Annotated in this window: 22 protein-coding genes and 1 tRNA gene; 7 read left to right on the top strand and 16 right to left on the bottom strand. The window is 68.7% G+C overall.

Going from position 1 to position 23,395, the window contains the following annotated elements:
• Nucleotides 1-87: 87 nt before the first annotated feature.
• Both ACWAUG_RS03130 and ACWAUG_RS03135 read left to right on the top strand, forming a co-directional pair.
• Nucleotides 88-1,344 carry a winged helix-turn-helix domain-containing protein gene (locus ACWAUG_RS03130; RefSeq protein WP_460801175.1) on the top strand — a complete coding sequence of 419 codons (1,257 nt, stop codon included), beginning with the start codon at nt 88-90 and terminating at the stop codon, nt 1,342-1,344.
• A complete protein-coding gene (locus ACWAUG_RS03135) occupies nt 1,341-2,228 on the top strand; it encodes a hypothetical protein (RefSeq protein ID WP_460801177.1) in 888 nt (295 codons plus the stop codon). The genes ACWAUG_RS03130 and ACWAUG_RS03135 overlap by 4 nt, the downstream gene beginning before the upstream one ends.
• A gap of 51 nt (nt 2,229-2,279) precedes the next feature.
• Here ACWAUG_RS03135 and ACWAUG_RS03140 read toward each other — a convergent pair whose 3' ends face one another.
• From ACWAUG_RS03140 to ACWAUG_RS03150, 3 genes are all read right to left on the bottom strand, one after another.
• Nucleotides 2,280-2,846, bottom strand: coding sequence for a LemA family protein (locus tag ACWAUG_RS03140; RefSeq protein WP_298037170.1), 567 nt, complete (start codon nt 2,844-2,846; stop codon nt 2,280-2,282).
• A gap of 72 nt (nt 2,847-2,918) precedes the next feature.
• Nucleotides 2,919-4,232, bottom strand: coding sequence for a D-arabinono-1,4-lactone oxidase (locus tag ACWAUG_RS03145; protein WP_460801178.1), 1,314 nt, complete (start codon nt 4,230-4,232; stop codon nt 2,919-2,921).
• Complete coding sequence (locus ACWAUG_RS03150) at nt 4,229-5,458, bottom strand: alanine racemase (RefSeq protein WP_460801180.1); 1,230 nt, start codon at nt 5,456-5,458, stop codon at nt 4,229-4,231. The genes ACWAUG_RS03145 and ACWAUG_RS03150 overlap by 4 nt, the downstream gene beginning before the upstream one ends.
• A gap of 53 nt (nt 5,459-5,511) precedes the next feature.
• On the opposite strand from ACWAUG_RS03150, the gene ACWAUG_RS03155 reads away from it, so the two are divergent.
• Together ACWAUG_RS03155 and ACWAUG_RS03160 are read left to right on the top strand one after the other, a co-directional pair.
• Nucleotides 5,512-5,584: transfer RNA gene (locus ACWAUG_RS03155), tRNA-Leu, on the top strand.
• A gap of 129 nt (nt 5,585-5,713) precedes the next feature.
• Nucleotides 5,714-5,959 (top strand): hypothetical protein, encoded by a 246-nt coding sequence (locus ACWAUG_RS03160; RefSeq protein ID WP_298037162.1) that lies wholly within the window; start codon nt 5,714-5,716, stop codon nt 5,957-5,959.
• A gap of 72 nt (nt 5,960-6,031) precedes the next feature.
• Here ACWAUG_RS03160 and ACWAUG_RS03165 read toward each other — a convergent pair whose 3' ends face one another.
• From ACWAUG_RS03165 to ACWAUG_RS03205, 9 genes are all read right to left on the bottom strand, one after another.
• A complete protein-coding gene (locus ACWAUG_RS03165) occupies nt 6,032-7,573 on the bottom strand; it encodes an NAD(P)/FAD-dependent oxidoreductase (protein WP_460801182.1) in 1,542 nt (513 codons plus the stop codon).
• Nucleotides 7,574-7,608: 35 nt separating this feature from the next.
• Entirely contained in the window at nt 7,609-8,904 is a 1,296-nt protein-coding gene (locus ACWAUG_RS03170; protein WP_298037157.1) for a S8 family peptidase, read from the bottom strand.
• Between the two features lie 11 nt (nt 8,905-8,915).
• A complete protein-coding gene (locus ACWAUG_RS03175) occupies nt 8,916-9,437 on the bottom strand; it encodes a DUF501 domain-containing protein (RefSeq protein WP_298037152.1) in 522 nt (173 codons plus the stop codon).
• Between the two features lie 48 nt (nt 9,438-9,485).
• The gene (locus tag ACWAUG_RS03180; protein WP_298037147.1) at nt 9,486-10,013 is read right to left on the bottom strand and encodes an FtsB family cell division protein; all 528 of its coding nucleotides are present in this window, start codon (nt 10,011-10,013) and stop codon (nt 9,486-9,488) included.
• A 38-nt stretch (nt 10,014-10,051) separates the two neighbouring features.
• Nucleotides 10,052-11,332: a phosphopyruvate hydratase gene (gene eno / locus ACWAUG_RS03185; protein ID WP_298037142.1), complete on the bottom strand. Its 1,281-nt coding sequence runs from the start codon at nt 11,330-11,332 to the stop codon at nt 10,052-10,054.
• Nucleotides 11,333-11,426: 94 nt separating this feature from the next.
• Nucleotides 11,427-12,095: an O-methyltransferase gene (locus tag ACWAUG_RS03190; RefSeq protein ID WP_298037138.1), complete on the bottom strand. Its 669-nt coding sequence runs from the start codon at nt 12,093-12,095 to the stop codon at nt 11,427-11,429.
• 45 nt (nt 12,096-12,140) lie between these two features.
• A complete protein-coding gene (locus ACWAUG_RS03195) occupies nt 12,141-13,082 on the bottom strand; it encodes a CPBP family intramembrane glutamic endopeptidase (protein ID WP_298037134.1) in 942 nt (313 codons plus the stop codon).
• A 15-nt stretch (nt 13,083-13,097) separates the two neighbouring features.
• Nucleotides 13,098-14,159 carry a DUF1648 domain-containing protein gene (locus ACWAUG_RS03200; protein ID WP_298037130.1) on the bottom strand — a complete coding sequence of 354 codons (1,062 nt, stop codon included), beginning with the start codon at nt 14,157-14,159 and terminating at the stop codon, nt 13,098-13,100.
• Entirely contained in the window at nt 14,156-14,506 is a 351-nt protein-coding gene (locus tag ACWAUG_RS03205; RefSeq protein ID WP_460801184.1) for a GntR family transcriptional regulator, read from the bottom strand. The genes ACWAUG_RS03200 and ACWAUG_RS03205 overlap by 4 nt, the downstream gene beginning before the upstream one ends.
• Before the next feature lie 99 nt (nt 14,507-14,605).
• Here ACWAUG_RS03205 and ACWAUG_RS03210 point away from each other — a divergent pair, with 99 nt between their 5' ends.
• Nucleotides 14,606-15,079 (top strand): PaaI family thioesterase, encoded by a 474-nt coding sequence (locus tag ACWAUG_RS03210; protein WP_298037123.1) that lies wholly within the window; start codon nt 14,606-14,608, stop codon nt 15,077-15,079.
• An 83-nt stretch (nt 15,080-15,162) separates the two neighbouring features.
• Here the strand turns inward: ACWAUG_RS03210 and ACWAUG_RS03215 are convergent, their stop codons facing one another.
• The 3 genes from ACWAUG_RS03215 to nhaA all read right to left on the bottom strand — a co-directional run bounded on the left by ACWAUG_RS03215 (nt 15,163) and on the right by nhaA (nt 18,314).
• On the bottom strand, nt 15,163-16,419 hold the full coding sequence (locus tag ACWAUG_RS03215; protein ID WP_460801333.1) for a histidine--tRNA ligase: 1,257 nt from the start codon (nt 16,417-16,419) through the stop codon (nt 15,163-15,165).
• A 77-nt stretch (nt 16,420-16,496) separates the two neighbouring features.
• A complete protein-coding gene (locus ACWAUG_RS03220) occupies nt 16,497-17,132 on the bottom strand; it encodes a nucleoside triphosphate pyrophosphohydrolase (protein ID WP_298037122.1) in 636 nt (211 codons plus the stop codon).
• Between the two features lie 15 nt (nt 17,133-17,147).
• Nucleotides 17,148-18,314, bottom strand: a complete 1,167-nt coding sequence (nhaA, locus tag ACWAUG_RS03225) for a Na+/H+ antiporter NhaA (RefSeq protein WP_460801186.1) — start codon at nt 18,312-18,314, stop codon at nt 17,148-17,150.
• A gap of 160 nt (nt 18,315-18,474) precedes the next feature.
• Between nhaA and ACWAUG_RS03230 the strand changes: the two genes are divergently transcribed.
• Together ACWAUG_RS03230 and gdhA are read left to right on the top strand one after the other, a co-directional pair.
• On the top strand, nt 18,475-21,069 hold the full coding sequence (locus ACWAUG_RS03230; protein ID WP_460801335.1) for a phosphoenolpyruvate carboxylase: 2,595 nt from the start codon (nt 18,475-18,477) through the stop codon (nt 21,067-21,069).
• Nucleotides 21,070-21,211: 142 nt separating this feature from the next.
• Nucleotides 21,212-22,579 carry an NADP-specific glutamate dehydrogenase gene (gdhA, locus tag ACWAUG_RS03235; RefSeq protein WP_460801188.1) on the top strand — a complete coding sequence of 456 codons (1,368 nt, stop codon included), beginning with the start codon at nt 21,212-21,214 and terminating at the stop codon, nt 22,577-22,579.
• Nucleotides 22,580-22,731: 152 nt separating this feature from the next.
• Here the strand turns inward: gdhA and ACWAUG_RS03240 are convergent, their stop codons facing one another.
• Nucleotides 22,732-23,328: a gamma carbonic anhydrase family protein gene (locus ACWAUG_RS03240; RefSeq protein WP_460801189.1), complete on the bottom strand. Its 597-nt coding sequence runs from the start codon at nt 23,326-23,328 to the stop codon at nt 22,732-22,734.
• Nucleotides 23,329-23,395 lie beyond the last annotated feature (67 nt).

Consider the following 23,395-nt stretch of genomic DNA (forward strand, 5'->3'; position numbering starts at 1 on the left):
GTCAGTCTAGTTGCGGCTGAGAACGCTCTGGAGTACGGATGACATCGATGACGCTGCCGTGTCTGAGGCGGAGGGTACGCTGACGGGGTGTCCGACACTCTGAGCGCCGCTGAGGCCCGACGCGTCGCCCTAGCCGCGCAGGGGTTCAGCCGTCGACGCCCGGCCGCCAGGATCGCTCCCCGTCACCTGCACGGCACGATGGGCAGGCTGGGCGTGCTGCAGATCGACTCGGTGAACGTGTTCTCCCGCAGTCACTACATGCCCTTCTTCTCCCGGTTGGGCGCGTACGATCCGGCGCTCCTGGATCGCGTCTTCGTCAACCGGACCACGCACTACGTCGAATACCTCGCGCACGAGGCGACCTTCATCCCCGTCGAGGACTGGCCGCTCTGGCGTTTCCGCATGGATGATTTCCGCGCCCGCCGCGACGCGAACCCCTCGTCGTGGCCGGATCCCCGAACCCTGGACTGGGTACGGGCCGAGCTGGCGGAGCGCGGTGCGCTGCGGTCCGCGCAGCTGCGCGATGATGCGCCGCGCGAACGCGGTTCCTGGTGGGGCTGGGATGAGGCGAAACAGGCGCTGGAGTACCTGTGGCGGGTGGGCGAGGTGTCTATCAGCGGACGCCGCGGCTTCGAGCGGCTCTACGCACTGGCCGAGCATGTGATCCCGGCATCCGTTCGAGATCGGGTCGTCCCCCGCGACGCGGCGATCCGCGAGCTCGTGGAGCGCGCGGCGCGATCGTCCGGCATCGCGACGGCTGCCGACCTCGCCGACTACTACCGCATCCGAGACCGCGCCGCGGTCGCACGGGCCGTCCATGAACTCGCCGACGAGGGGCGTCTGCGCGCCGTCGCTGTACGGGGGTGGGAGCAGGGCGGACGCGCCGTCACGGCATGGATGCACAGCGACGCCGTCCTGCCCCGCCGAATCCAGGCTGCGGCTCTGCTCACGCCCTTCGATCCCGTCGTCTGGTTCCGCCAGCGTGCGCTGCGCGTTTTCGAGCTCGACTACCGCATCGAGATCTACGTTCCCGCGCACAGGCGCCGATACGGCTACTACTCCCTGCCCGTTCTCGTACGCGACCGCATCGTTGCGCGCGTCGATCTGCGTGCCGATCGCGCGAGCTCGACGCTGCAGGTGCAGTCCGCCTGGTGGGAGCCGCAGGGCCGCCGCGGCGATGAGGCGGCCATCGCCGCGGAGATCATGCGCGCGGCCGAGTGGCAGGGTCTCCAGAACATCTCGATCTCCGGATGGGGTGATGCGGCCGAGGCCATCGCGCGTCCCCTGACCTCCTCCGAGTGCGGGGCACTGCGTCACGTGCACCCGCGGGAGGTGTCGGGATGACGAAGCGCAGGCCGATAATGCTCCTCGCCATCGGCGCGGCGGTCATCGCCACGGCCGCGGCCGGTCTCTTCTTCCTCACCCCGTCCGATGATGCTCCCGAGGATCGGGCTCTGGCCGTCATGCAGGCATTGGCGACGGGCGACCCCGAGACGATCGCCGCGGCCGGCGTGGAGCTCGAGGAGAGCGCCATAGCCGCGCTGAGCGGCGCGACCGGTCTCATCGAGGACCCGGCGGTCGTCTCGGCATCCGCGCACGACGGCGATCCCGTCGTCAGCGTGTCCTACACGCTGGATGGTGAACAGCACCGCGCGGCGCTGCCGATGACCCGGGTCGGCGGGTCCCTTGTCCCGGAGCCCGACGCGCTCTTCGCCGCCGTCACCGCGGATGCGCCCATGATGATCGGGGATGCTCTGATCCCGGCGAGCACGCCGACCCTGCTAATTCCCGCCGTCTACGAGGCCTCCGCGGCCCCGGCGGATTTCCTCGCCGGGGAGGCGCGCATCAGTGCGCTCGCGGGCGCCGACATCATGAGTCCGCTCGACGCCGAGCTCTTGCCCGAGGCGTCGTCCCTCGCTCAGTCCCGGCTCGACGCCTACGCGACAGACTGCGCCACGGCATCCGATATCCCGGGCGGATGCGGGATCGTCCTGCCCTGGGCAGCGGATCTCCGGTACGTCGACAGCGCAGAGATGACGATCGAGCGTTTCCCGAGCATCACGCTGAGCGAGACCTCGTTCCTCGCCGATGACGGCATCCTCATCGCCGTCGTGCACGGCACCGGTCACGACGGAAAGCCGCTCACCGCCACCTATCGAACCGAATCGTGGACGCTTCGCGGCGATGTCTCCTTCACCGCCGACACGATCGTGCTGTCGGTCTGGTGAAACGAGGAAGGCCCGATGCGCATGCGCATCAGGCCTTCCTCTCCGGTGGTGTCAGAACTGCACGCGGGGCGGCTCGGCGATGGCCGCACTGTCGGCAACCTCGAAGAACTCTCGCTCGGTGAAGCCGAGACCGCGGGCGAAGAGGTTGTTGGGGAACACCTTGATCTTGGTGTTCAGCTCGCGCACGCCGCCGTTGTAGAAGCGGCGGGCGGCCTGAATCTTGTCCTCGGTGTCGACGAGTGCCTGCTGCAGCCCGAGGAAGTTCTGGCTGGCCTGCAGCTGAGGGTAGGCCTCGGCCACCGCGAAGAGCGACTTCAGCGCCTGCTGCAGGTGGCCCTCGGCGATTCCCGCCTCGCCCGGCCCGGTCGCCGACATCGTCTCGGCTCGTGCCCGCGTCACGTTCTCGAAGACCGCCTTCTCATGGGCGGCGTAGCCCTTGACCGTCTCGATGAGGTTGGGGATGAGGTCGGCCCGGCGCTTCAGCTGAACAGTGATCCCGCTCCATGCCTCGTCGACGCGGACGTTCAACTGCACGAGCGAGTTGTACGTCGCCCACAGGTAAATGCCGACAAGTGCCAGCACGGCCACAATGATCACTACCGGAATGAGCCATTCCATGGTGGGCAACCCCCTCGAAACGAATTTTTTTCATCCTATCGACGCACCCTGCGTGCGAACTGGACGCACCGGTCACTTTCCCAGCACGCGCTCCAGGTGCGTGTTGGCGAAACGCCGTTGTGGGTCCAACTGATCGCGCAGCGCCAGGAAATCGCCGAATCGCGGATATCTCTCCCGCAGCTGGGAAGCATCGAGCGTATGCAGTTTTCCCCAGTGCGGGCGTCCGCCGTACTCCAGGCAGATGCGCTCGATCTCACCGAAGTACTCGGTGGGATCGACCCGCCAGTAGCGGTGCACCGCGATATAGCCGCTCGCCCGCCCGTACGCGGTCGACATCCAGCGGTCATCGGATGCGGCGAACCGCACCTCGAGGGGGAATTCGATGCGCCAGCCGCGCCGGGCGATGAGCGTCTGGATCGCACGGAAGGCCGGGACGACGTTCTCGGCGGGCAGGGCGTACTCCATCTCCCGGAAGCGCACCGTGCGGCTCTGCGTGAAGACGGCGTGCGAGCGGTCGGTGTACTCGCGGTCCCCGGTCAGGCGCACCGCGAGTCGGTTGAACGGCGGCGTGATCGCCGGAACGACGCGCCCCGCCGCGCACACCGCCCGATAGACGGTGTTCGACAGCACCGTCTCATCGATCCAGCGGCCCAGGCGCGGCAAGGGTTCACGCCGCGTCGATTCGGGCAGCCGAGTCTGGCGCTTCGTGAGGGCGATATCCGTGTGCGGGAACCAGTAGAACTCGAAGTGATCGGATGCCGCGACCCGTTCGTCCAGGGTCGAGAGCACCTCGTGCAGCGGGATCGGTTCGTCGACGGCGTGCAGGACGAAGGCGGGCACGCACTGCAGGGTGACCTCGACGATGATCCCCAGCGCACCGAGGCCCAGTGCGACGGCGGGAAGCAGCTCGCTGTTCTCCTGCTCATCGATGCGGAGAAAATCACCCGATGCAGTGATGAGCGTGATGCCCGCCACCTGGGTCGCCAGGCCTCCGAATTGTGCTCCGGTGCCGTGCGTGCCCGTCGAGATCGCCCCAGCGATCGACTGCCGGTCGATGTCGCCGAGGTTCTCCATGGCCAGCCCGTGAGCGGCCAGGATCCGGGGAAGCCGGTGCAGCCGAGTACCGGCGAGCACCGTGATGCGCGAGCGCTCACGGTCGACCGAGACGAGCCCCTGCAGATCATCGAGCTCGAGCAGCACACCCGGAGCCACGGCTATGCCCGTGAAGCTGTGCCCGGCACCGATGGCTTTGACCGGCAATCCCCGCGTCGCAGCGGCCTGCACAGCGCGCTGCACTCCCTCGGGCGTGCGGGGCCTCTCGACGCGCACGGGATCGACCCGCGCCGATCGTGCCCAGTTGTGCCATGTCGCGCCTGGCCGTGTCACAGGAAGCTCTTCCCCTCGCCGCGGTAGGTGGGCAGTCGATCGATCACCCGGTCGCCGTCGACGAGGTGGAAAGCGTCGGTCCGTTCAGCGGGTTCACCGCTCTTGGCGTGGCGGAACCACACCCGATCTCCGATGCGCAGCTCTCGCGCGTTCTCGCCGCGCAATGGTGTCTGCACCTCTCCGGCGCCTTCGCGCGACAGCATCCGAAGCCCTTCCGGCCACACGGCACGGGGCTGGCGGGACTCGAGAGCCGGACCCGACGCGATCCATCCTCCTCCGAGCACCGTCGCGATGTCGGCGGACGGGCGTCGGACGACGTCGAAGGCGAAGGCGCTGGCGGGTGCGGGGCGGAACGCCCGGTATCCGTCGAAGAGGTGCCCTCCGAGGAGTCCGCTGCCGGCCGACACCTCGGTGACGGATTCGTCGGCGGCCGTGGTCTCCAGCGACCCCGTGCCTCCTCCGTTGAGGAATTCCATGGGCGCGATGGCGGTCAGGGCATCGGCGATCTGCGCGCGGCGCGTGAGCAGCTCCGACCGGGAGCGCGCCTGCACGCGACGGATCACCGCGCCGTCCGCTCCTGCATCGCCCTGTCCGGCGATCTGCGCCTCGTACATCTGCAGTCCGACGAGTCGAAAGCCCGGACGCCGGATGATCTGCCGGGCCAGCGCCGAGACATCGCCAGCGGTGAACAGGGGCGAGCGGCGCACCCCGATGTGTCCGAGAACTCCGCTGCGCAACGAGGCATCCGCATCGATCGCGAGTCGGATCGGCGCTCGACGGTGCGCCGGCGCGATGGCGTCGATGACATCGAGCTGAGCGATGTCATCGACCATGAGCGTGATCCGAGCGGCGGCGGTCTCATCCTTCACCAGCATCTCGAGCGCGTTCCGGTCGACCGTCGGATATCCCAGCACGATGTCGTCGTGGTCTTCGGCGAGCCACAGCGCCTCGGCGAGCGAGAAGGAGAGGATGCCGCGATAGCCGGGGATGCGCAGAACAGCGTCGAGGATGCCGCGCACGCGCACCGATTTGGATGCGACGCGGATCGGAAGCCCGCCCGCACGGGCCAGCATGTCCATCGCATTGTGCCGCAGCGCATCGATGTCGATGACGGCCACGGGAGCGGAAAGCTTCTCGGTGGCAGCGGTGAGACGCGGCCACCAGCGACCGGGCTGTTCCCAGGCGCGGGGCTCGGAGGCGTTCGGCGTCGCGGTGAGGTCGATCACTCCCCCACCCTATGACCTCGACGCCCCGTGGCGCACGACTAGGCTGGGCCCGGGCCCCCATAGCCCAATGGCAGAGGCAGGCGACTTAAAATCGCTTCAGTCTGGGTTCGAGTCCCAGTGGGGGCACTGCATTATCAAATGCCTTCCGGCCCGCACAAGGGCCGAGCAAACATTTGTCATCCTCCGTCGAATGCTGAGAGCCTCGTGGGGAAGCGAGCACTCACGACCAGCTCGCTCGGAAGGATGATGAACACCATGACGATCATCACGAACACCGCCGTCACGACCGGACACGTGCTGTGGACGGAGGTCGATGTCGACCTCTGGGTAGCGCACATCGACGGGGCATTCGGCGGCTCCATCGATTCCAGCGACGGCCACGCCGCCCGCGACCCGTTCGGACGCGATCGCGGCACCTTCGACACCTTCGACGAGGCGCGTCGCCACCTGGAGTCGTTCCTCGCGCACCCCGCGATGGCTCACCGGCTTCGGATCGGCTGAAACCCGACGAAGAAAAAGGTCGGCCCCCGTTCGATGAACGAACGGGGGCCGACCTCGTGAAATCTGCTCGGATCACTCCGCAGCGGCAGGAGCCTTCTTCGCAGCAGGCTTCTTGGCCGGAGCCTTCTTCACGGGGGCCTTCTCGGCCTTCTCCGCGGTGTCGGCTGCAGCGTTGTCGGCCACGACCTTCTTCGCCGGAGCCTTCTTCGCAGCCGGCTTCTTCGCAGGAGCCTTCTTCTCGACCGGCTTCTCTTCGGCCGGCTTCGCCGGTGCGGGAACAGCATCGGCCGCGGGGCGCGGACGCGAGGCGAACTCCTCGAAGAATGCACGAGGCTGCTGCAGCTTCTCGAGGCTCACGATGTCGCGGTCGAGCCAGAGGTTGTTCCACCAGCCCCACAGCACGCGGAACTTGCGCTCCCACGAAGGCATGGCCAGGCCGTGGTAACCGCGGTGCGCGACCCAGGCGAAGAAGCCCTTCATCGCGAACTTGCCCGACTGGAAAACACCGGTGCCGAGGCCGAGGCCGGCAACCGCGCCGAGGTTCTTGTGGAAGTAGTCGATCGGCTCCTCGCCGCGCAGAACGGCGACGAGGTTCTTCGCGAGGCGCTTGGCCTGACGGACGGCGTGCTGGGCGTTCGGCACGCAGAAACCGCCGACTCCGCCGCCGCTGAGGTCGGGGACAGCCGAGACGTCACCGGCGGTCCATGCGCCCTCGACGACGTTTCCGTCAGCGTCGATCACGCGCAGCGAAGCCTGGGCGCGGATACGACCGCGCTCCTCCGTGGGCAGGTCTCCTGCACGGGTGACCTGCGGGTTGGCCATGACGCCCGCGGTCCAGACGATGATGTCCGAGGGGATGACCTCGCCCGTGGACAGCTCGACGTTGCCGTCGACGGCACCGGTGACCTGCGTGTCGAGGTGCACGTTGGCGCCGCGCTTGGCGAGGTCCTGGAGCACCCATTCGCTGGTGGGCTGCGAGACCTCGGGCATGATGCGGCCCATCGCCTCGATCAGGTGGAAGTGCGTCTCCTCGAAGGAGAGCTGGGGGTAGCGCTTGAGCAGCGCCGAGGCGAACGAGCGCAGCTCGGCGAAGGTCTCGATGCCCGCGAAGCCACCACCGACGACGACGACCGTCAGAAGACGCTCGCGCTCGGGGCCGGCGGGGAGGGCTGCGGCCTTGTCGAAGTTCGCCAGAAGCTTGTCGCGGACCCAGACGGCCTCTTCGATCGACTTCATGCCGATCGCGTTGTCGGCGATGCCGGGGATCGGGAAGGTGCGCGAGACGGAGCCCGCCGTGACGACGATCTGGTCGTAGGCGAACTCGTACGCCTCACCCTCGGAGGGGGTGATGGTCGCGACCTTGTTCGCGTGATCGATCTTCGTGACCTTCGCCGAAACGACGTTCGTGCGCTTGAGGTGACGACGCGTCGCGACGACCGCGTGGCGCGGCTCGATCGATCCGGCTGCGACCTCGGGCAGGAACGGCAGGTAGGTCATGTAGGGAAGCGGATCGACCATGGTCACTTCGGCTTCGCCCTTGCGGAGGTGCTTCTCGAGCTTCCACGCCGTGTAGAAACCCGCGTAGCCACCACCGACGATCAAAATCTTGGGCACAGTGCTGTTCTCAGGCACGTAGGGACAACTCCTCGTCAGGGTGCTGGCGTGCTTTTCGCGCGCGCCGTTCGGATGCGCCGGGCAGCTGCGGTGACGCCTAGCCCGACAAGAATACCAGTCATGGTGAGTGCGATGAGCGGGAGGGTACCGTATCGCAAAGATTCAGCGCTGGGGAGCAACGGCGATCCCGCCTCCGACGGCGGATCGGCAGCCGGAAGAGGAGGGATCTGCACCGGCGTCACCTCCGGGTCCGGCAGCGGTTCCGCATCGGCACGCCGATACAGACGCACCCACTCCGCAAGATCTCCCATCGGGTTCTCCGAGACGAGCGGAACATCCGCGCTGAGGGCCGCCGCAGCATCCAGCAGCCCATAGCCGTACAGCGGATCCGGCACCGCCGTCACCCCTTCGACGGGGATCGCCGTCGAGATGATCCGGTTGATGACGTTCGCGGCATCCAGATCGGGATGAGCCGCACGGATCAGCGCTGCGACGCCGGCGACGATCGGCGCCGCCCCGCTCGTGCCGTCCCAGGAGACGAGATCGCCGTTGGCAGAGACGCCCAGCAGACCTTCACTCGGGGCCGAAATGCCGATCGTGATCCCCTGCGTGGATGCTTCGACGCTCGCCGTGCCCGTCTGATCGACGCCGCCCACCGTGAGAACACCGGGGATCGTCGCCGGGGCGCCCACCATCGTCGTCCCGCTCCCCCGGTTGCCGGCGGCCACCACGACGACCACGTCGTGCTCGTAGGCGTAGAGGAACGCATCGTCCCAGCTGGGATCCCAATCGAGGGTGTTGGTCGTCAGGGACATGTTGATGACGTCGGCGCCGTTGTCGACGGCCCAGCGGATGCCATCGGCGATCTGATCCACGAACGGCACGACGGCCGCGGCGCCGAACCCGACCGACACCGACAGCAGATCCGCCTCCGGTGCGACGCCGATCATTCCGGTGCCGTCGGCATCGCCACGACCGGCGGCGAGCGAGGCCACCCAGGATCCGTGGTCCGGGTCGACGGCGCCGACGGGCGATCGCCCATCGGGCGTTCCGCTTCCCGAGACGTCCGTTCCGCCGACCACGGCCTCGCCGAAGACGGAGGGGACCTTCCCGACACCGGTATCGATGACGGCGATCGTCACGCCCTTGCCGCGGGTCGTCGCCCAGGCCTCGCGGATCCCCGCGCCGTCGAGCCAGTACTCCAGCGCGCGCACCGGATCAGTCGGGTCATCCGCGACCAGTCCGGGAGTCGGAGCGGGGGGAGGCGTCGCCGCCCCCGCGAGCAGGGCGGATGCCGCCACCATCGCAACAGCGACGGCGTTACGCAGCATCCGCTTCACACTCATCCCTTCGCGGCTCCGGGGTCCTCGCACTGGCAGCGCTCAGGCGACCAGCTCGAGCGCTCCAGCGCCAGGTCTCCGATGGGGTTCACGCCCGGGCCCGCAGCCAGAGCGTGGCCGGCCAGAGCATGCAGGCACTTGATGCGGGTGGGCATGCCGCCCGAGGAGATTCCGTCGATCTCCGGGACATCGCCGAACTGGGCACGATCGGCGAGGAACGCCTCGTGCGCGGAGCGGTACGCGGTGGCCACCGACTCGTCGTCGTTCAGCAGCTCGGTGAGCTCGACCATCACCTGAGTGGCTTCGAGCGTCGACATCGCGGCGGTCGCAGCCGGGTGCGTCAGATAGTAGAACGTCGGGAACGGGGATCCGTCCGGCAGACGCGGCGTCGTGGCCACGACGGTGGGGTTTCCGCAGACGCAACGGGCGGCGATGCCGAGGACACCGCGTGCCGTTCGGCCGAGTTGAGCCGACACGACGTCGATCTCTGCGGGAGTGGGCGGGGCGAAAGGCGGTGTCGTCACCGTCTCAGCCTACGGGAGGAGTGCCTGAGCAATCCCTTGGGATCCGCGTTATTGCGCGCGGATCGCCGACTGGGCGAGCCCGGCCCCGGTCACGGAGCGCAGCAGCTGCGGCATCCAGTCGGAGGGAGTCTGCTCGAGCTCATCGCTGACGGGCGCTTGCTCCTGCGGGAGAGAGGCCGGATCGAGATCGTTGTCGACGAGGTAGACCACCTCGCCGGGCTTCATGTAATACAGGCGCTCCCGGGCCTGAGTCGTGATGTAGGCGGGATCTTCCCAGCGCTCGCGAGCCTGCTCGAGCCGCGTAATCTCCTCAGCCGTCACCTGCACCGACGCCTCCAGAGCGGCGATCTTCTGCCTCTGATCGATATAGGTTCCGAGCGTCGGGACGAGCACCCACGCGCCGAGGATCACCAGCGAGAGCATGATGACCATGAACCCCGACAGGCGGATTCCCGATGCCCATTCGCGGACGTCGACCTGCGCCGTGCCGCCGGCGCGCGTGCGCCGAGGAGCGGGAGCCGGGGCTCCCGTCGACGCCGTTCGGGCACGAGAAAGGGGAGCCGGACGTTTCGCCATGGCTCCCCCTCCTCTCGTGCTCAGTGCGGTGTCGTCGTTCAGCCCTGGAATCGGGGGAACGCCGAGCGGCCGGCGAAGACCGCGGCATCCGCCAGGTCTTCTTCGATGCGCAGCAGCTGGTTGTACTTCGCGACGCGCTCACTGCGCGCCGGGGCGCCCGTCTTGATCTGACCGGCGTTGGTCGCCACGGCCAGGTCGGCGATCGTGGTGTCCTCGGTCTCACCCGAACGGTGCGAAAGCATCGCCGTGTAGCCCGAACGCTGCGCGAGGCTGACCGCGTCGAACGTCTCGGTGAGCGTGCCGATCTGGTTGACCTTGACCAGCAGCGAGTTCGCGACACCGCGCTTGATGCCGTCGGCGAGACGCTCGGGGTTCGTGACGAACAGATCGTCGCCGACGAGCTGGACCTTCGAGCCGAGGGCGTCGGTCAGCGACTTCCAGGCGTCCCAGTCGTCCTCGGCCAGGGCGTCCTCGATCGTGACGATCGGGAAGTCGTTGACGAGGCCTGCGTAGTACTCGATGAGCTGGTCGGCGGACCAGTCCTTGTTCTCGAGGCGGTAGACGCCGTCGGTGAAGAACTCGGTCGCGGCGACGTCGAGACCAAGCGCGATGTCCTTGCCCGGGGTGAAGCCGGCCTTCTCGATGGCCTTGACGAGGAAGTCGAGGCCCTCGCGGTTGCTGGGCAGGTCAGGCGCGAAGCCGCCCTCGTCGCCGAGGCCGGTGGCGTAGCCGGCGGCCTTCAGCTCGCTGCGCAGCACGTGGTAGGTCTCGACGCCCCAGCGCAGCGACTCGGAGTAGGTCTCGGCGCCGATCGGCGCGAGGAAGAACTCCTGCATGTCGATGCCGTTGTCGGCGTGCTCGCCGCCGTTGATGACGTTGAACAGCGGGACGGGCAGGACGTGAGCGTTCGGGCCGCCGAGGTAGCGGTACAGCGGCAGGTCGGCGCTGTCGGCCGCGGCCTTGGCGACCGCGAGGCTGACGCCGAGGATGGCGTTGGCGCCGGTGCGCTGCTTATTGGAGGTGCCGTCGGTCTCATTGAGGACCTCGTCGACGATGCGCTGCTCGCTCGCCTCGACGCCCTCGATGGCCGGGCCGAGTTCGTCGATGATGGCCTCGACGGCCTTGAGGACGCCCTTGCCGCCGTAGCGGGCCTTGTCGCCGTCGCGCAGCTCGTACGCCTCGAAGGCACCGGTGGATGCGCCGGAGGGAACGGCGGCGCGCTGGACGATCCCGTCGTCGAGGAGCACCTCCACCTCGACGGTCGGGTTGCCGCGGGAGTCGAGAATCTCGCGTGCGCCTACAGCCTCGATGAGTGCCACGTATGTGCTCCTTGTTCAGGGGAAGGTTTGGTGTGGAGCGTCGTCGATCCACCGTCAGTCTAGTGCGCGGCATCCGCCGTTACCTATGCCGATGTCACACGATCAGGGCGATCGCTGCGCCGTCCCACCCCTTGACGCCGACAGTCTGCAGGGCCGTGGCATCGAACCGCGGGTCCTCCCCCAGCATCCGCAGGCCGTCACGTGCGCCGGTCACCCGAGGATCCCTGGCATCGGAGTTCATGATCTCGCCGTCCCGGCCGATGTTGTCGAGGATCACGACGCCCCCGGGCCGGCTCAGTCTCGCCGCCCAATCGAGGTAGACGGTGTTGGACTCCTTGTCCGCGTCGATGAAGACGAGATCGAACGGATCCGATCCCTCGAGCGTCGGCAGAACATCCGTTGCCCGTCCGATGCGGATCGCCACGCGGTCGCCCACGCCCGCGGCATCGATGCTGCGACGCGCGACCGCTGCGTTGACCGGCTCGGCCTCGATCGATATGACGGCCCCGCCCTCCCCGACGGCCCGTGCCAACCAGATCGTCGAGTACCCGCCCAGCGTCCCGATCTCGAGCACTCGGCGCGCTCCGCTCATGCGTGCGACGAGATTCAGCAGCTTGCCGCTGACCGGCGCCACCTCGATATCGGGCAGCCCGGCCTCGCGCTGCGCGCTCAGCGCCGCGTCGAGCGCCGCATCCTGCCCCACGAGCGTGTCGGCGAGGAACTCGTCCGTGCGGCGCCAGTTCTCAGCAGTCGGTTCGGCCATGACCCCACACAACCCCGGCCGGGGAGTCCCGTCAAGAGGTGTCCGTCAGCCGCCGACCGATCCTGCGGCTGCCTTCGGAGCACGGCTCAGCTCGGGCTGCCGGCGGAACTGGCCGGTGAGCGACAGCGCGATGGTGCTGATCGCGCAGACGATGACTCCGGCGATCCCCAACGGACCGGCCAGAGCCATGTCGAATGTCGTCCCTGCGGCGTGGACGAGGGCGATCATCGCCCCCGCGGCGTTCATGGCGCCGTGCGCGAAGACGGCGGGCCAGAGCGACGCTGAGCGCAGGCGCAGCCAGCCGAGGAGGATGCCCCAGGCCGTGCATCCGAGCATCATGAACAGCACACCGGTGATGTCGGTGCGCCCGAAGTTGTAACCGAGCAGGATCACGGGCGCGTGCCAGAGGCCCCAGACGGCGCCGCTGATGAGCAGGGCCGGCCAGGTGCCGAGCGGACGCAGCGCCGGCAGCAGGAATCCGCGCCAGCCGAGCTCTTCCCCGAATGCGAGCACCGCATTGATCGTCGCCGCGGCGAACGGGATCGCGATCAGCTGCGAGATGATCACGACGATCGGCGGCGCGGCGGGCGTACCGGCGGGCGTGGTGGCTGCCAACACCTGCGCGAAGCCGGAGAAGTGCACGAGGTCGAGCGTCACCCAACCGCAGAGCGCCGCGACGGCCACGGATGCTGCGATGAGAACGACCGGGGCGAACAGACCGATCACCATCATCCAGACGACGGGCTTCGCCGGGCGCAGCGGCCACATGCCGAGGAATCGCAGCCGCGCCCCCTTCCCGATGGGCCGGAAGACCAGCAGAACGATCACGACGGCGAGCGCGGGCGTGAACATCATGGCCTGGATGATGAGACCTGCGAGCGGATGCGCGAGACCGTCGCCGGTCCACAGCGGGAGCGCGACGAGCCAGGCGAGGCCGAGTGCGAGCACCACGAAGGAGATCGTGGAGAGGGGGCGGATACGGGTCATGACGGGTTCCTGTTCTCAGGCGCTCTGCGAGCGGAGGGTCTCGAGCACGGATGCCGCATCTGCAGCGCCGTCGACGGTGACGACGAAGACGCGCCCTGTGGTCTGCGTGACCTGCAGCGCCTCACCGGCTCGCAGCACGACGCCGCGACGGCCGTCCATACCGATGCGCCACCCCCAACCGCCGAACTCGCCCATCGGGTTGATCTGCACGCACTCGACCTTCTCGATGCGATCGAGCGGGATGCGGGTGCTCGGCCAGCCGATGAGCGAGCGCACGCGCAGGCCATCGGTGCTGATGCGCACGCGGAAGACGGCCATCGTGCCGGTGAGCACGGTGACGACCAGGCCGAGCGCGGCGTTGATCCACCAGGAGGCCTCGCCGGCGGCCGCGAGGAACACAGTGAGGACCACGAGCATCGCCAGGGCCGCGACGAGCACGATGATGCCGACGCGCGCCATGGTCACGGTGCCGAACCATGCCGCGCGTTCGGAAGAGGAAAGCGGGATGGTGTCGACGGGCGCCGAGACGGATGCCGCAGGCACGGGGCTCTTCGGCTGCAGGAACCAGCCGATCACCGCGAAGACGACGAGCCCGAGCATCCCGAGCGCGGCCCATCCCCCGACATCGGGGGCGTCCGCCGCATCCGCGAGTCCGCGCTGGATGGCCGTGGTGGACACGAGGAGCACCACGAAGAGCACGCCGAGTCCGAGATTCACAGCGCCGAGGAATCGGCTCGTCGGCCCCCACTGCTGCACCGGCGGCTTGGTGCTCGACTGCGGCATCCGGTGCCCGGCGAAGGCGAGCACCACGTCGAGCAGGATCACGCCGCCGCAGATCCCAAGGATCGTCGGCAGGAACGCCGTCTTCGACATGAAGCCGTCGACGCCGCCGTTCCCCCAGTGCGTCGCGATCGGGTCGGGCAGCTCCGGCATCCAGGCGAGCACGATCGCGGCGGCGATCGCGAGCAGCGCGAACGGGGCGACGACGCCGACCCAGATGAATCCGGTGCGGGCGCGCCGCACATCGGCGGCGATCGGGGGACGCGGACTGTCGGTCACGAGGGTTTTCTCCTTCATGGGGTGCTCTCTTTGACGAGCGAGGCGAGCGTGGCGGGCGAGATGCCGAGGGACGCGGCGCGGGCGACGAGGGCACGGATGTCGTGCGCGAGCTCTGCCAACGGCGCGGCGGATGCGGCGATGACCGCGCCCCTGCCCCGGCGCAGGTCGACGAGACCCTCGTCGCGCAGCTGCTGATAGGCGCGCAACACGGTGTGCACGTTGATGTCGAGGCCGTCGGCGACCTCGCGGGCCGCGGGCAGCCGGTCGCCGGGCACGAGGCGGGAGGCGAGGATGTCGGCGCGCACGGAGGCGGCGACCTGATCGAAGATCGGCGCCGTGCTGTCACCATCGATGCGGATGAGCATGTCACTCCCTCCCGACTAATAGTTATAGAAGAACTATAACAACTGTACGATGCCTGCAAATGCTTTGGAGCACACCACCGGCCCCGACAGACTGGCGGGATGAAGATCACTCCCCGCCGCCTCGCGATCGGCATGAGCCTGTGGGCTCCGAACCTCTTCAGCGGCATCCGTGTGCGCCGGTTCAGCGACGATTGGACGCGCGCCACCGTCGAGCTGCACGTGAACCTGTTCACCCGCAACTACGTGGGGACTGCGTTCGGCGGCTCGATGTCGGCGATGACCGACCCGTACTACTTCATGCTCGTCATGCACCAGCTCGGCCGCGACTACGTCGTCTGGGACACCAAGGGCGAGATCGATCTCATCAAGCCCGGCCGCGGCGTTTTGACCGCCGAGTTCTCCGTGCCGGCGGAGCGCGTCGCCGAGATCCGCGAGAAGGCCCGCGGCGGGGCGAAGGTCCTGGAGTGGTTCGAGACGGTCATCACCGATGCATCCGGCGACGTCGTCGCCCGCGTGCGTCGGGAGGTCTACATCCGCGAGAAGAGGCGGGTCACCGAGGCTCGGGACATCTGACACTTGTCAGTCGAAATGACGGTTGCCGGTCGAAACAGGCTGTTTCGACCGGCAACCGTCACGAATCACTGACGAGTGTCGGCTCAGCTCAGCGGCTTGATCTCCAGGCTGTCGGACGCGGCTCCCGCCGAGACCGTCGCGAACGCCGTGTAGCCGTCGGCGGCGGAGCGCTCCAGCAGCGCCTTGAAGTTCTTCACGCGCTGCTCGAGGCGCACGCGCGACCCCTGCGCGATGAGCGCGGCCTTGTGGGCGACGAGCTCAGCGACCGGCACATCCTTGTCGTGAACGAGCACGATCGCCTGCGCGGCATCATCCTCGGCGAGGGTGACGAGATCGACGAGGCGCTCGAAGCCGAGCGAGAAGCCGACCGCGGGGACCTGCTGGCCGAGGAAGCGCCCGATCATGCCGTCGTAGCGTCCGCCGCCGCCGATCGAGTACGGCACCGAGGGGTGCGCGAGCTCGAAGATCGTGCCGGTGTAGTAGCCCATGCCGCGAACGAGGAACGGGTCGAAGACGAGCGGGATGTCGGTGCGTCCGGAACCTGCGGCAACCGCATCTCCGATGCCGACGAGGTGGCCGAGGATCTCATCCGGTGCACCATCGGGCAGCGCACCGCGGATCTGCTTCTCGCCGAACGGGACGAGATCATCCGTCTGCGGGCGCAGGAGGAACACCTCGAACACGTCGACGGCGGATGCCGCGGCACCGCGCTCGCGCAGCTCTGCGGCGACGCCGGCGGGGCCGATCTTGTCGAGCTTGTCGATCGTGATGAGCACGCCGGGGCGCTCGTCGACGGGGAACCCGAAGGCATCCAGCATCCAGTCGAGGATGCGGCGGTCGTTGATGCGCACCGTCGCCCCGCCCAGACCGAGCGCGTCGAGGGCGTCGAGGGAGGCCACCATGAGCTCGGACTCGGCGCGCGAGGACTCGTCGCCCATGATGTCGATGTCGCACTGCACGAACTGGCGGTAGCGCCCCTTCTGCGGGCGCTCGGCACGCCAGACCGGTCCGATCTGGATGGCTCGGAAAACGCCGGGCAGCTGCGCGCGGTTCGAGGCGTAGAAGCGCGACAACGGCACCGTCAGGTCGTAGCGCAGGCCCAGGTCGCTGAGGGCGGCCGGGTCATCGGCCGCAGCACGGATGCCGTCGGCGTCGAGCCCGCGGCGCAGCACGTTGTAGGAGAGCTTCTCGTTGTCGCCGCCGATGCCGGCATGGAGGCGATCGTATTCCTCGACGACGGGCGTCTCGATCTCGTCGAAGCCGTGCGCGAGGTAGCGCTGACGGATGACGGAGAGGACGCGCTCACGGCGGGCCTTGTCGGCGGGGAGGATGTCGCGCATGCCGCGCGGCGGGTTCACAGTAGCCACCCCTCCATCTTTCCAGGTTCGGGCGGATGCCTCGCATCAGCCGTCGCGCATCAGGCCGACTCGGCCTCGCGGACCTCGTCCTCGAATCCTCTGAGCCGCTCGCGCAGCGCGCGTTCGGCGTCCCAGCCCTGCTCGCGCGCCCGGGCGACGAGCGCGAGGAGCGCGTCGCCGAGCTCCGCCTCGGATGCGGGCGGCAACTGCGACACGGCAGGCGCGACGCCGACGGATGCCGCGCGCCCCGCGAGCTTCTGCGCGAGCGCGAGCGCCGGCATCCCCCGGGGCACGCCATCGAGCACGCTCAACCGCTCGCGCTTCTCGGCGGCCTTCGCCGCGTTCCAGTGCACGAGCACCTCGTCGGGCGTTCGAGCGACGGCGTCGGCGAAGACGTGCGGATGCCGTCGGGTCATCTTCTCGGTCAGCGTCTCGGCGACGTCGTCGATGCCGAAGGGGTCATCCGGATGCTGCGCGGCGATCGCCGCGTGGAACAGCACCTGCCAGAGCAGGTCGCCGAGCTCCTCGCGAAGGTCGGCGCGCGTGCCCGACTCGACCGCGTCGATCACCTCATGCGATTCCTCGATCAGGTACGGCACGAGATCCCGATGCGTGATCTGCTGGGACCAGACGCACCGCTCGCGCACAGCACGCATCGTCTCCGCGGCCTCGCGCAGGGCATCGGCGTCGGTCATGGAGTCCTCCTCCTGTCAAGAACTCGCGGCGGTGACCCGGCGATGCCAAGCCGCGCGCGAGGTGACGATCACGGCCGAGAGCAGCAGCGCGATGAGCGAGCCCACGAGCACACCGAGGATCGCCTGATCACGGGTCGCACCGTCGTCGGCGAAGGCGAGGTTCGCCAGCAGCAACGAGACCGTGAAGCCGATGCCGCCCAGTGTTCCCGCCGCGAGCAGGTCGGGCAGGCGCAGTGCGGGGGGCGCACCCTTCTTGCCGACGCGCACGGCGACCCATCCGAATGCCGTGATGCCGATGATCTTCCCGACCGGCAGCGCGAGGGCGACGCCGAAGAACGCCGGCGACAGCGCCGACAGTGCCAGCTGAGGGATCACGACGAACGCCGCGGCGAATGCGAAGATCGGCAGGATCGCACCGTTCACCCAGGGCTCGAGCACATGACGGGTCGGCATGGAGGGCGCCTGGGCGATCGCGAGCCCCAGCATGACGCCGGCGATCGTGGCATGGATGCCGCTGAGCAGGACGAGCGCCCAGACGATGACGCCGACGACGATCATGGCGACCACGATGAGGGCGGATGCCTTCGATGGGAGCAGGCGCGACAGCACCGCGAACACCGCGACACCCACCAGCGCGAGCAGCAGGTAGAGCCAGTTCAGATCGTGCGCGAAAAGCACGGCGATGAACACGATGCCGATGATGTCGTCGAGGATGGCGAGTGCGAGCAGGAAGACCCGCACCGCCGCGGGCAGCCCCTTGCCGAACACCGCGAGCACGCCGAGGGCGAAGGCGATATCGGTTGCGGTCGGGATGGGCCAGCCGGATGCCGTCGCCCCCTCCCCCGCGATCAGCAGGTAGATGCCGATCGGTACGAGCACACCGCCCGCTGCGGCGATCGCCGGCTGGACCGCCTTGCTCAACGAGTTCAGCTCGCCGCGGGTCAGCTCGTACTGCAGCTCCATCGCGACGACGAAGAAGAAGATCGCGAGGATGCCGTCGGAGATCCAGTGCGCGATCGAGAGGTCGATGCCCGTTCCCGGGATCGCGATGTGGAAGCCCAGAACCGCATCGATCGGGCCGAAGGTCGGCAGATTCGCCAACAGCAGGCCGAGGGCCGCCGCCAGGAGCAGAAGAACCGCGGGGAATTGCTGTGTGCGCAGGAGATTTCGGTTATCAGACATCGTGACCATCGTATGCCGCGGCCGCGCGTCACGCAGTGTCACGTGGTCATGGGCATCCCCTCCGCGGGGTTAGCCTCGTGGTGTGACCCCCGAGCCCACCAACACAGAGGCCATCCGCGTCATCGGCCGTTTCGAAGCCGGACGCGGGATTCCCGACGAGATGCGCGCGGATGTGCGCATGCTCGGCGCGATCCTCGGACAGGTGCTGCGCGAATGCGGCAGCGACGGCCTGTTCGACGACGTCGAGCGGCTGCGCCTGGCGAGCATTCAGGCGTACGAGGAAGAGAGCACCGACGCGTTCGAACGCGCGATCGAGATCGCCGAGTCGTTCTCGATCGAGCGCGCCGACGAGGTCGCCCGCGCCTTCACCTGCTACTTCCACCTCGTGAACCTCGCCGAGGAGCACCAGCGCGTGCGCATCCTGCGCGAACGCGCCGGGCAGCCCGGCCGCGAGGACGCCACCGACACGGTCGCCACGGCCTACGCCCAGCTGCGCCGCGAGGTCGGCGACGACGAGGCGCGACGCCGCCTCGCCGAGCTGCGCTTCCACCCGGTGTTCACGGCGCACCCCACCGAGGCCCGCCGACGCGCGGTCTCCACCAGCATCCGGCGCCTGTCCGACCTGCTCACCCAGCACGACCAGGCCAGCGCCGGCGGCGCCGAACAGCGCCGTGCACGTCGACGCATGCTCGAAGAGGTCGACACGCTCTGGCGCACGGCGCCCCTGCGCGCGCAGAAGCCCTCTCCCACCGACGAGGTCCGCACCGTCATGTCGGTGTTCGACGAGACGCTGTTCACCACCGTCCCGCACGTGTACCGCCGCATCGACGATGCGCTCCGCGGCGACGAGTCCGGCGCCAGCTCCCCGATCGTCCCCGCCTTCGTGCGCGTGGGCAGCTGGGTCGGCGGCGACCGCGACGGAAACCCCTTCGTCACGGCATCCGTCACCCGTGAAGCCGCGCAGATCGCCTCCGAGCACGTGCTGCGAGGCCTCGAACGCGCCCTCGAGCGCATCGGCCGCAGCCTGACTCTCGACGCCGAAGGAACCCCGCCCAGCGATGCCGTCGTGGCGATCTGGGACTCGTTCCAGGCCACCGACGAGACCACGGCCGAGGAGATCGCCGCGCGCTCCCCCGAGGAGCCGCACCGCCGCGTGCTGCTGGCCCTCGCCCGCAAGGTCGCCGAGACGCGTCTCGGACTCGAGGGCGGGTACGACGCCCCGGAGGAGCTGCTCGCAGACCTCCGCTCGGTGCAGGGATCCCTGATCGCCGCGGGCGCGAAGCGGCACGCCTTCGGCGGCGTGCAGCACCTCATCTGGCAGGTCGAGACCTACGGCTTCCACCTGACCGAGCTCGAGGTCCGCCAGCACTCGCAGGTGCACCGCGAGACGCTCGCCGAGATCGAGGCGGGCGGTGAGCTCAGCGAGCGCGCCGAAGAGGTTCTCGACGTGTTCCGCGCGGTCGCCGAGATCCAGCGCACCTACGGTCTGCGCGCCGCCGGACGCTACGTCGTGTCGTTCACGACATCGGCCGAGGACCTCCTCAACGTGCACCGCCTCGCCCGCCATGCGATGGGCGATGACGCGCCCGTCCTCGACGTGGTCCCCCTGTTCGAGACCTTCGCCGATCTGCAGGCCGCGCCCGGCATCCTCGCCGAGGTCGTCGCCTTCCCCGAGTTCCGTCATCGCCTCGACGAGACCGAGAACCGCATGGAGGTCATGCTCGGCTACTCCGACTCCTCCAAGGACGTCGGCCCCGTCGCCGCGACCCTCGCGCTCTACGAGGCGCAGGAGAAGATCGCCTCGTGGGCGAAGGACTCCGGCATCTCGCTGACCCAGTTCCACGGCCGCGGCGGCGCCCTCGGGCGCGGCGGCGGACCGGCGAACTCCGCGATCCTCGCGCAGCCCCCGCACTCCGTCGACGGCCGGTTCAAGCTCACCGAGCAGGGCGAGACGATCTTCGCCCGCTACGGCGAGCCCGCCATCGCCATGCGTCACATCGACCAGGTCGCCGCCGCGACCCTGCTGGCCTCCTCGCCGGGCGTCGAGCAGCGCACGAGCGGCGCGGCGGCGCGCTTCGCCGACGTCGCAGCGACCATGGATGCCGCCTCCCGCGACCGCTTCTTCGAACTCGTCAAGGCCCCCGGATTCGCCCCCTGGTTCGCCACCGTCACCCCGATGGAGGAGATCGGTCTGCTCGCGCTGGGCTCGCGTCCCGCGCGCCGCGGCCTCTCCGTCGAGTCCCTCGAAGACCTCCGCGCCATCCCGTGGGTCTTCGCCTGGACGCAGGCGCGCATCAACCTCGCCGGCTGGTACGGCCTCGGAACCGCACTCGAAGCCGTCGGCGATGAGGCCCTGCTGCAGGAGGCCTACCGCGAGTGGCCGCTGCTGCGCACCATGATCGACAACGTCGCCATGAGTCTGGCGAAGACCGATGAGCGCATCGCCCGCCGCTACCTCGCCCTCGGCGACCGCGACGATCTCGCCCAGCTCGTCCTCGACGAGCTCAGCCTCACCAAGGAGTGGGTCATCCGCCTGACCGGCGGAACCGACCTGCTCGAGAACAAGCCGATCCTGCAGCGCGCCGTCGCCCTGCGCAGCCCCTACGTCGACGCCCTCTCGCTGCTGCAGCTGCGGGCGTTGCGAGAGCTGCGCACCACGACCGCGGCCACCGGATCCGGTGCGGAAGACGAACAACGTCGACTGCTCCTGCTGTCGGTCAGCGGCGTCGCCGCGGGCCTCCAGAACACCGGGTGACCCCACCCGCACTGATCCGTGCGGACCCCGGAGGTGAAGAGCATCCGAACCCCGGGGTAAGGTGAGATCTCGTGCCTGATCGGCACGCCCTCTCGCGCGACACGATCGCCCTCTTGCCATTTGATTCAGAAAGCCGTCCCGCGTGACCGCAACCAGCACAGAATTCCACCCGCTCACCGAGTCCGTCCAGCCCGTGTTCGACACGGTCCTGGCGCGCAGCCCGCACGAACCCGAGTTCCAGCAGGCTGTGCACGAGGTGCTCGGCACGATCGCGCCGGTCCTGGAGCAGCACCCCGAGTACGTCGACGCCGGAATTCTGGAGCGCATCGTCGAGCCCGAGCGCCAGATCATGTTCCGCGTGCCGTGGATCGACGATTCCGGCAAGCTGCACGTGAACCGCGGATACCGCATCCAGTTCTCGTCGGTCCTCGGACCGTACAAGGGCGGACTGCGATTCCACCCCTCCGTGAACCTGTCGATCATCAAGTTCCTCGGCTTCGAGCAGATCTTCAAGAACGCTCTGACCGGCCAGGGCATCGGCGGCGCCAAGGGCGGTTCCGACTTCGACCCGCACGGCAAGAGCGAGGCCGAGGTCATGCGCTTCTGCCAGTCGTTCATGAGCGAGCTGTACCGTCACCTCGGCGAGCACACCGATGTCCCCGCGGGCGACATCGGCGTCGGCGGCCGTGAGATCGGCTACCTCTTCGGCACCTACCGCAAGATCACCAACCGCCACGAGTCCGGCATGTTCACCGGTAAAGGCACCGGCTGGGGCGGCGCGCAGGTGCGCACCGAGGCCACCGGTTACGGCGCCGTGTTCTTCGCCCAGGAGATGCTGGCGGTTCACAACGAGTCGCTCGACGGCAAGCGCGTCGGCATCTCCGGCTCGGGCAACGTCGCGATCTACGCGATTCAGAAGGCCACCCAGCTCGGTGCGACCGCCGTCACGGCATCCGACTCCTCGGGCTACGTCGTCGACGACGCCGGCATCGACCTCGATCTGCTCCGCCAGATCAAGGAGGCCGAGCGCGGCCGCATCGTCGAGTACGCGAAGCGTCGTCCGAGCGCCCGCTTCGTCGAGAACGGCAGCGTCTGGGAGGTTCCCGTCGACATCGCCGTGCCCTCGGCCACCCAGAACGAGCTGAACCTCGCCGACGCCGAGGCACTCATCGCGAACGGCGTGCGCGCCGTCTCCGAGGGCGCCAACATGCCGTGCCTGCCGGATGCCGTCGAAGCCTTCCAGCGCGCAGGGGTCCTCTTCGCCCCGGGCAAGGCTGCCAACGCCGGTGGTGTCGCGACCTCTGCGCTCGAGATGAGCCAGAACGCCTCGCGTCAGCGCTGGTCATTCGAGAACAGCGAGAACAAGCTGCGCGCCATCATGGGCGACATCCACCGCGCCACGTTCGACGCCGCGGAGAAGTACGGTGTGGCGGGCGACTACGTCGCCGGCGCAAACATCGCCGGCTTCCAGCGCGTCGCCTCGGCGATGCTCGCGCAGGGCGTCATCTGATCGACTGATCTCTGACGGTGCCGGGTTTCTCCCGACACCTGTCGGTCGTTTTCACGAATGTCGGTCGAAACCTTCGGGTTTCGACCGACATTCGTGTTTTCCGCCGGCATGTGTCAGCGGGCTCGGGCGGATGCCATGCGGAATGACGCCGCTCACACGGGCTGGTCGTCGGCGTGCCGCGCGAGCGATGTTCCGTACCGCTCGGTGAGCTGCACCATGCGGTCCGGGGTGTTCCGGTCGACGCCGAACACGTGACCGGGGAAGTCGAGCTCCGGCTGCGCTGCGGCGATCTCGTCGGCGCGGTCCGGAGAGTAGAGCTGCACGGGATCGCCCGTCGCCACCCATCCGATCGGCACGACTGTCCCCTCCGGCAGAGCTGCGCGACGCTGCACGATCGCGTTCACGCGAATCTCGCTGCGCGCGCCGATGTGCGCACCGTTGAACACGCGCGCGCCCGAGGCGAGGAATACCTCCTCGCCGATCGTCGCACCGGCAATGCTCGCCAGGGTGCCGAGGAGTGTGTGCGATCCGATGTGCACCGATTCGGCCGCGGTCGCCCGGATGAGCGCGTTCTCCATGACGATCACGTGCTCCCCCAGTGTGATCGGCCCGCCCTCGGCGGTGATCACCGCCCCGTGCAGCACCTGGCAGTGCGGCCCGATCTCGACGTCGCCGGAGAGGACGGCGGTCGGCGCGATAACGGCGGTCTCATGGATGCGGGGCCGAGCCCCGAGGTGCTCGTACAACATGCCGACAGACTAGCCGGGCGGATGCTCCGGCGACAGCATCCACGCTTCTGACGCCCCGCGGACATCC

This window comes from Microbacterium sp. GXF6406 (genome assembly GCF_054798215.1).

Bases quoted from the DNA above. Each gene is read 5' to 3' on its own strand.
- ACWAUG_RS03135 (WP_460801177.1), top strand. From the start codon at position 1,341: ATGACGAAGCGCAGGCCGATAATGCTCCTCGCCATCGGCGCGGCGGTC.
- ACWAUG_RS03140 (WP_298037170.1), bottom strand. From the start codon at position 2,846: ATGGAATGGCTCATTCCGGTAGTGATCATTGTGGCCGTGCTGGCACTT.
- ACWAUG_RS03160 (WP_298037162.1), top strand. From the start codon at position 5,714: ATGACGATCATCACGAACACCGCCGTCACGACCGGACACGTGCTGTGG.
- ACWAUG_RS03170 (WP_298037157.1), bottom strand. From the start codon at position 8,904: ATGCTGCGTAACGCCGTCGCTGTTGCGATGGTGGCGGCATCCGCCCTG.
- ACWAUG_RS03180 (WP_298037147.1), bottom strand. From the start codon at position 10,013: ATGGCGAAACGTCCGGCTCCCCTTTCTCGTGCCCGAACGGCGTCGACG.
- ACWAUG_RS03190 (WP_298037138.1), bottom strand. From the start codon at position 12,095: ATGGCCGAACCGACTGCTGAGAACTGGCGCCGCACGGACGAGTTCCTC.
- ACWAUG_RS03195 (WP_298037134.1), bottom strand. From the start codon at position 13,082: ATGACCCGTATCCGCCCCCTCTCCACGATCTCCTTCGTGGTGCTCGCA.
- ACWAUG_RS03200 (WP_298037130.1), bottom strand. From the start codon at position 14,159: ATGAAGGAGAAAACCCTCGTGACCGACAGTCCGCGTCCCCCGATCGCC.
- ACWAUG_RS03205 (WP_460801184.1), bottom strand. From the start codon at position 14,506: ATGCTCATCCGCATCGATGGTGACAGCACGGCGCCGATCTTCGATCAG.
- ACWAUG_RS03210 (WP_298037123.1), top strand. From the start codon at position 14,606: ATGAAGATCACTCCCCGCCGCCTCGCGATCGGCATGAGCCTGTGGGCT.
- ACWAUG_RS03215 (WP_460801333.1), bottom strand. From the start codon at position 16,419: ATGCGCGACATCCTCCCCGCCGACAAGGCCCGCCGTGAGCGCGTCCTC.
- ACWAUG_RS03220 (WP_298037122.1), bottom strand. From the start codon at position 17,132: ATGACCGACGCCGATGCCCTGCGCGAGGCCGCGGAGACGATGCGTGCT.
- nhaA (WP_460801186.1), bottom strand. From the start codon at position 18,314: ATGTCTGATAACCGAAATCTCCTGCGCACACAGCAATTCCCCGCGGTT.
- ACWAUG_RS03230 (WP_460801335.1), top strand. From the start codon at position 18,475: ATGCGCGCGGATGTGCGCATGCTCGGCGCGATCCTCGGACAGGTGCTG.
- ACWAUG_RS03240 (WP_460801189.1), bottom strand. From the start codon at position 23,328: ATGTTGTACGAGCACCTCGGGGCTCGGCCCCGCATCCATGAGACCGCC.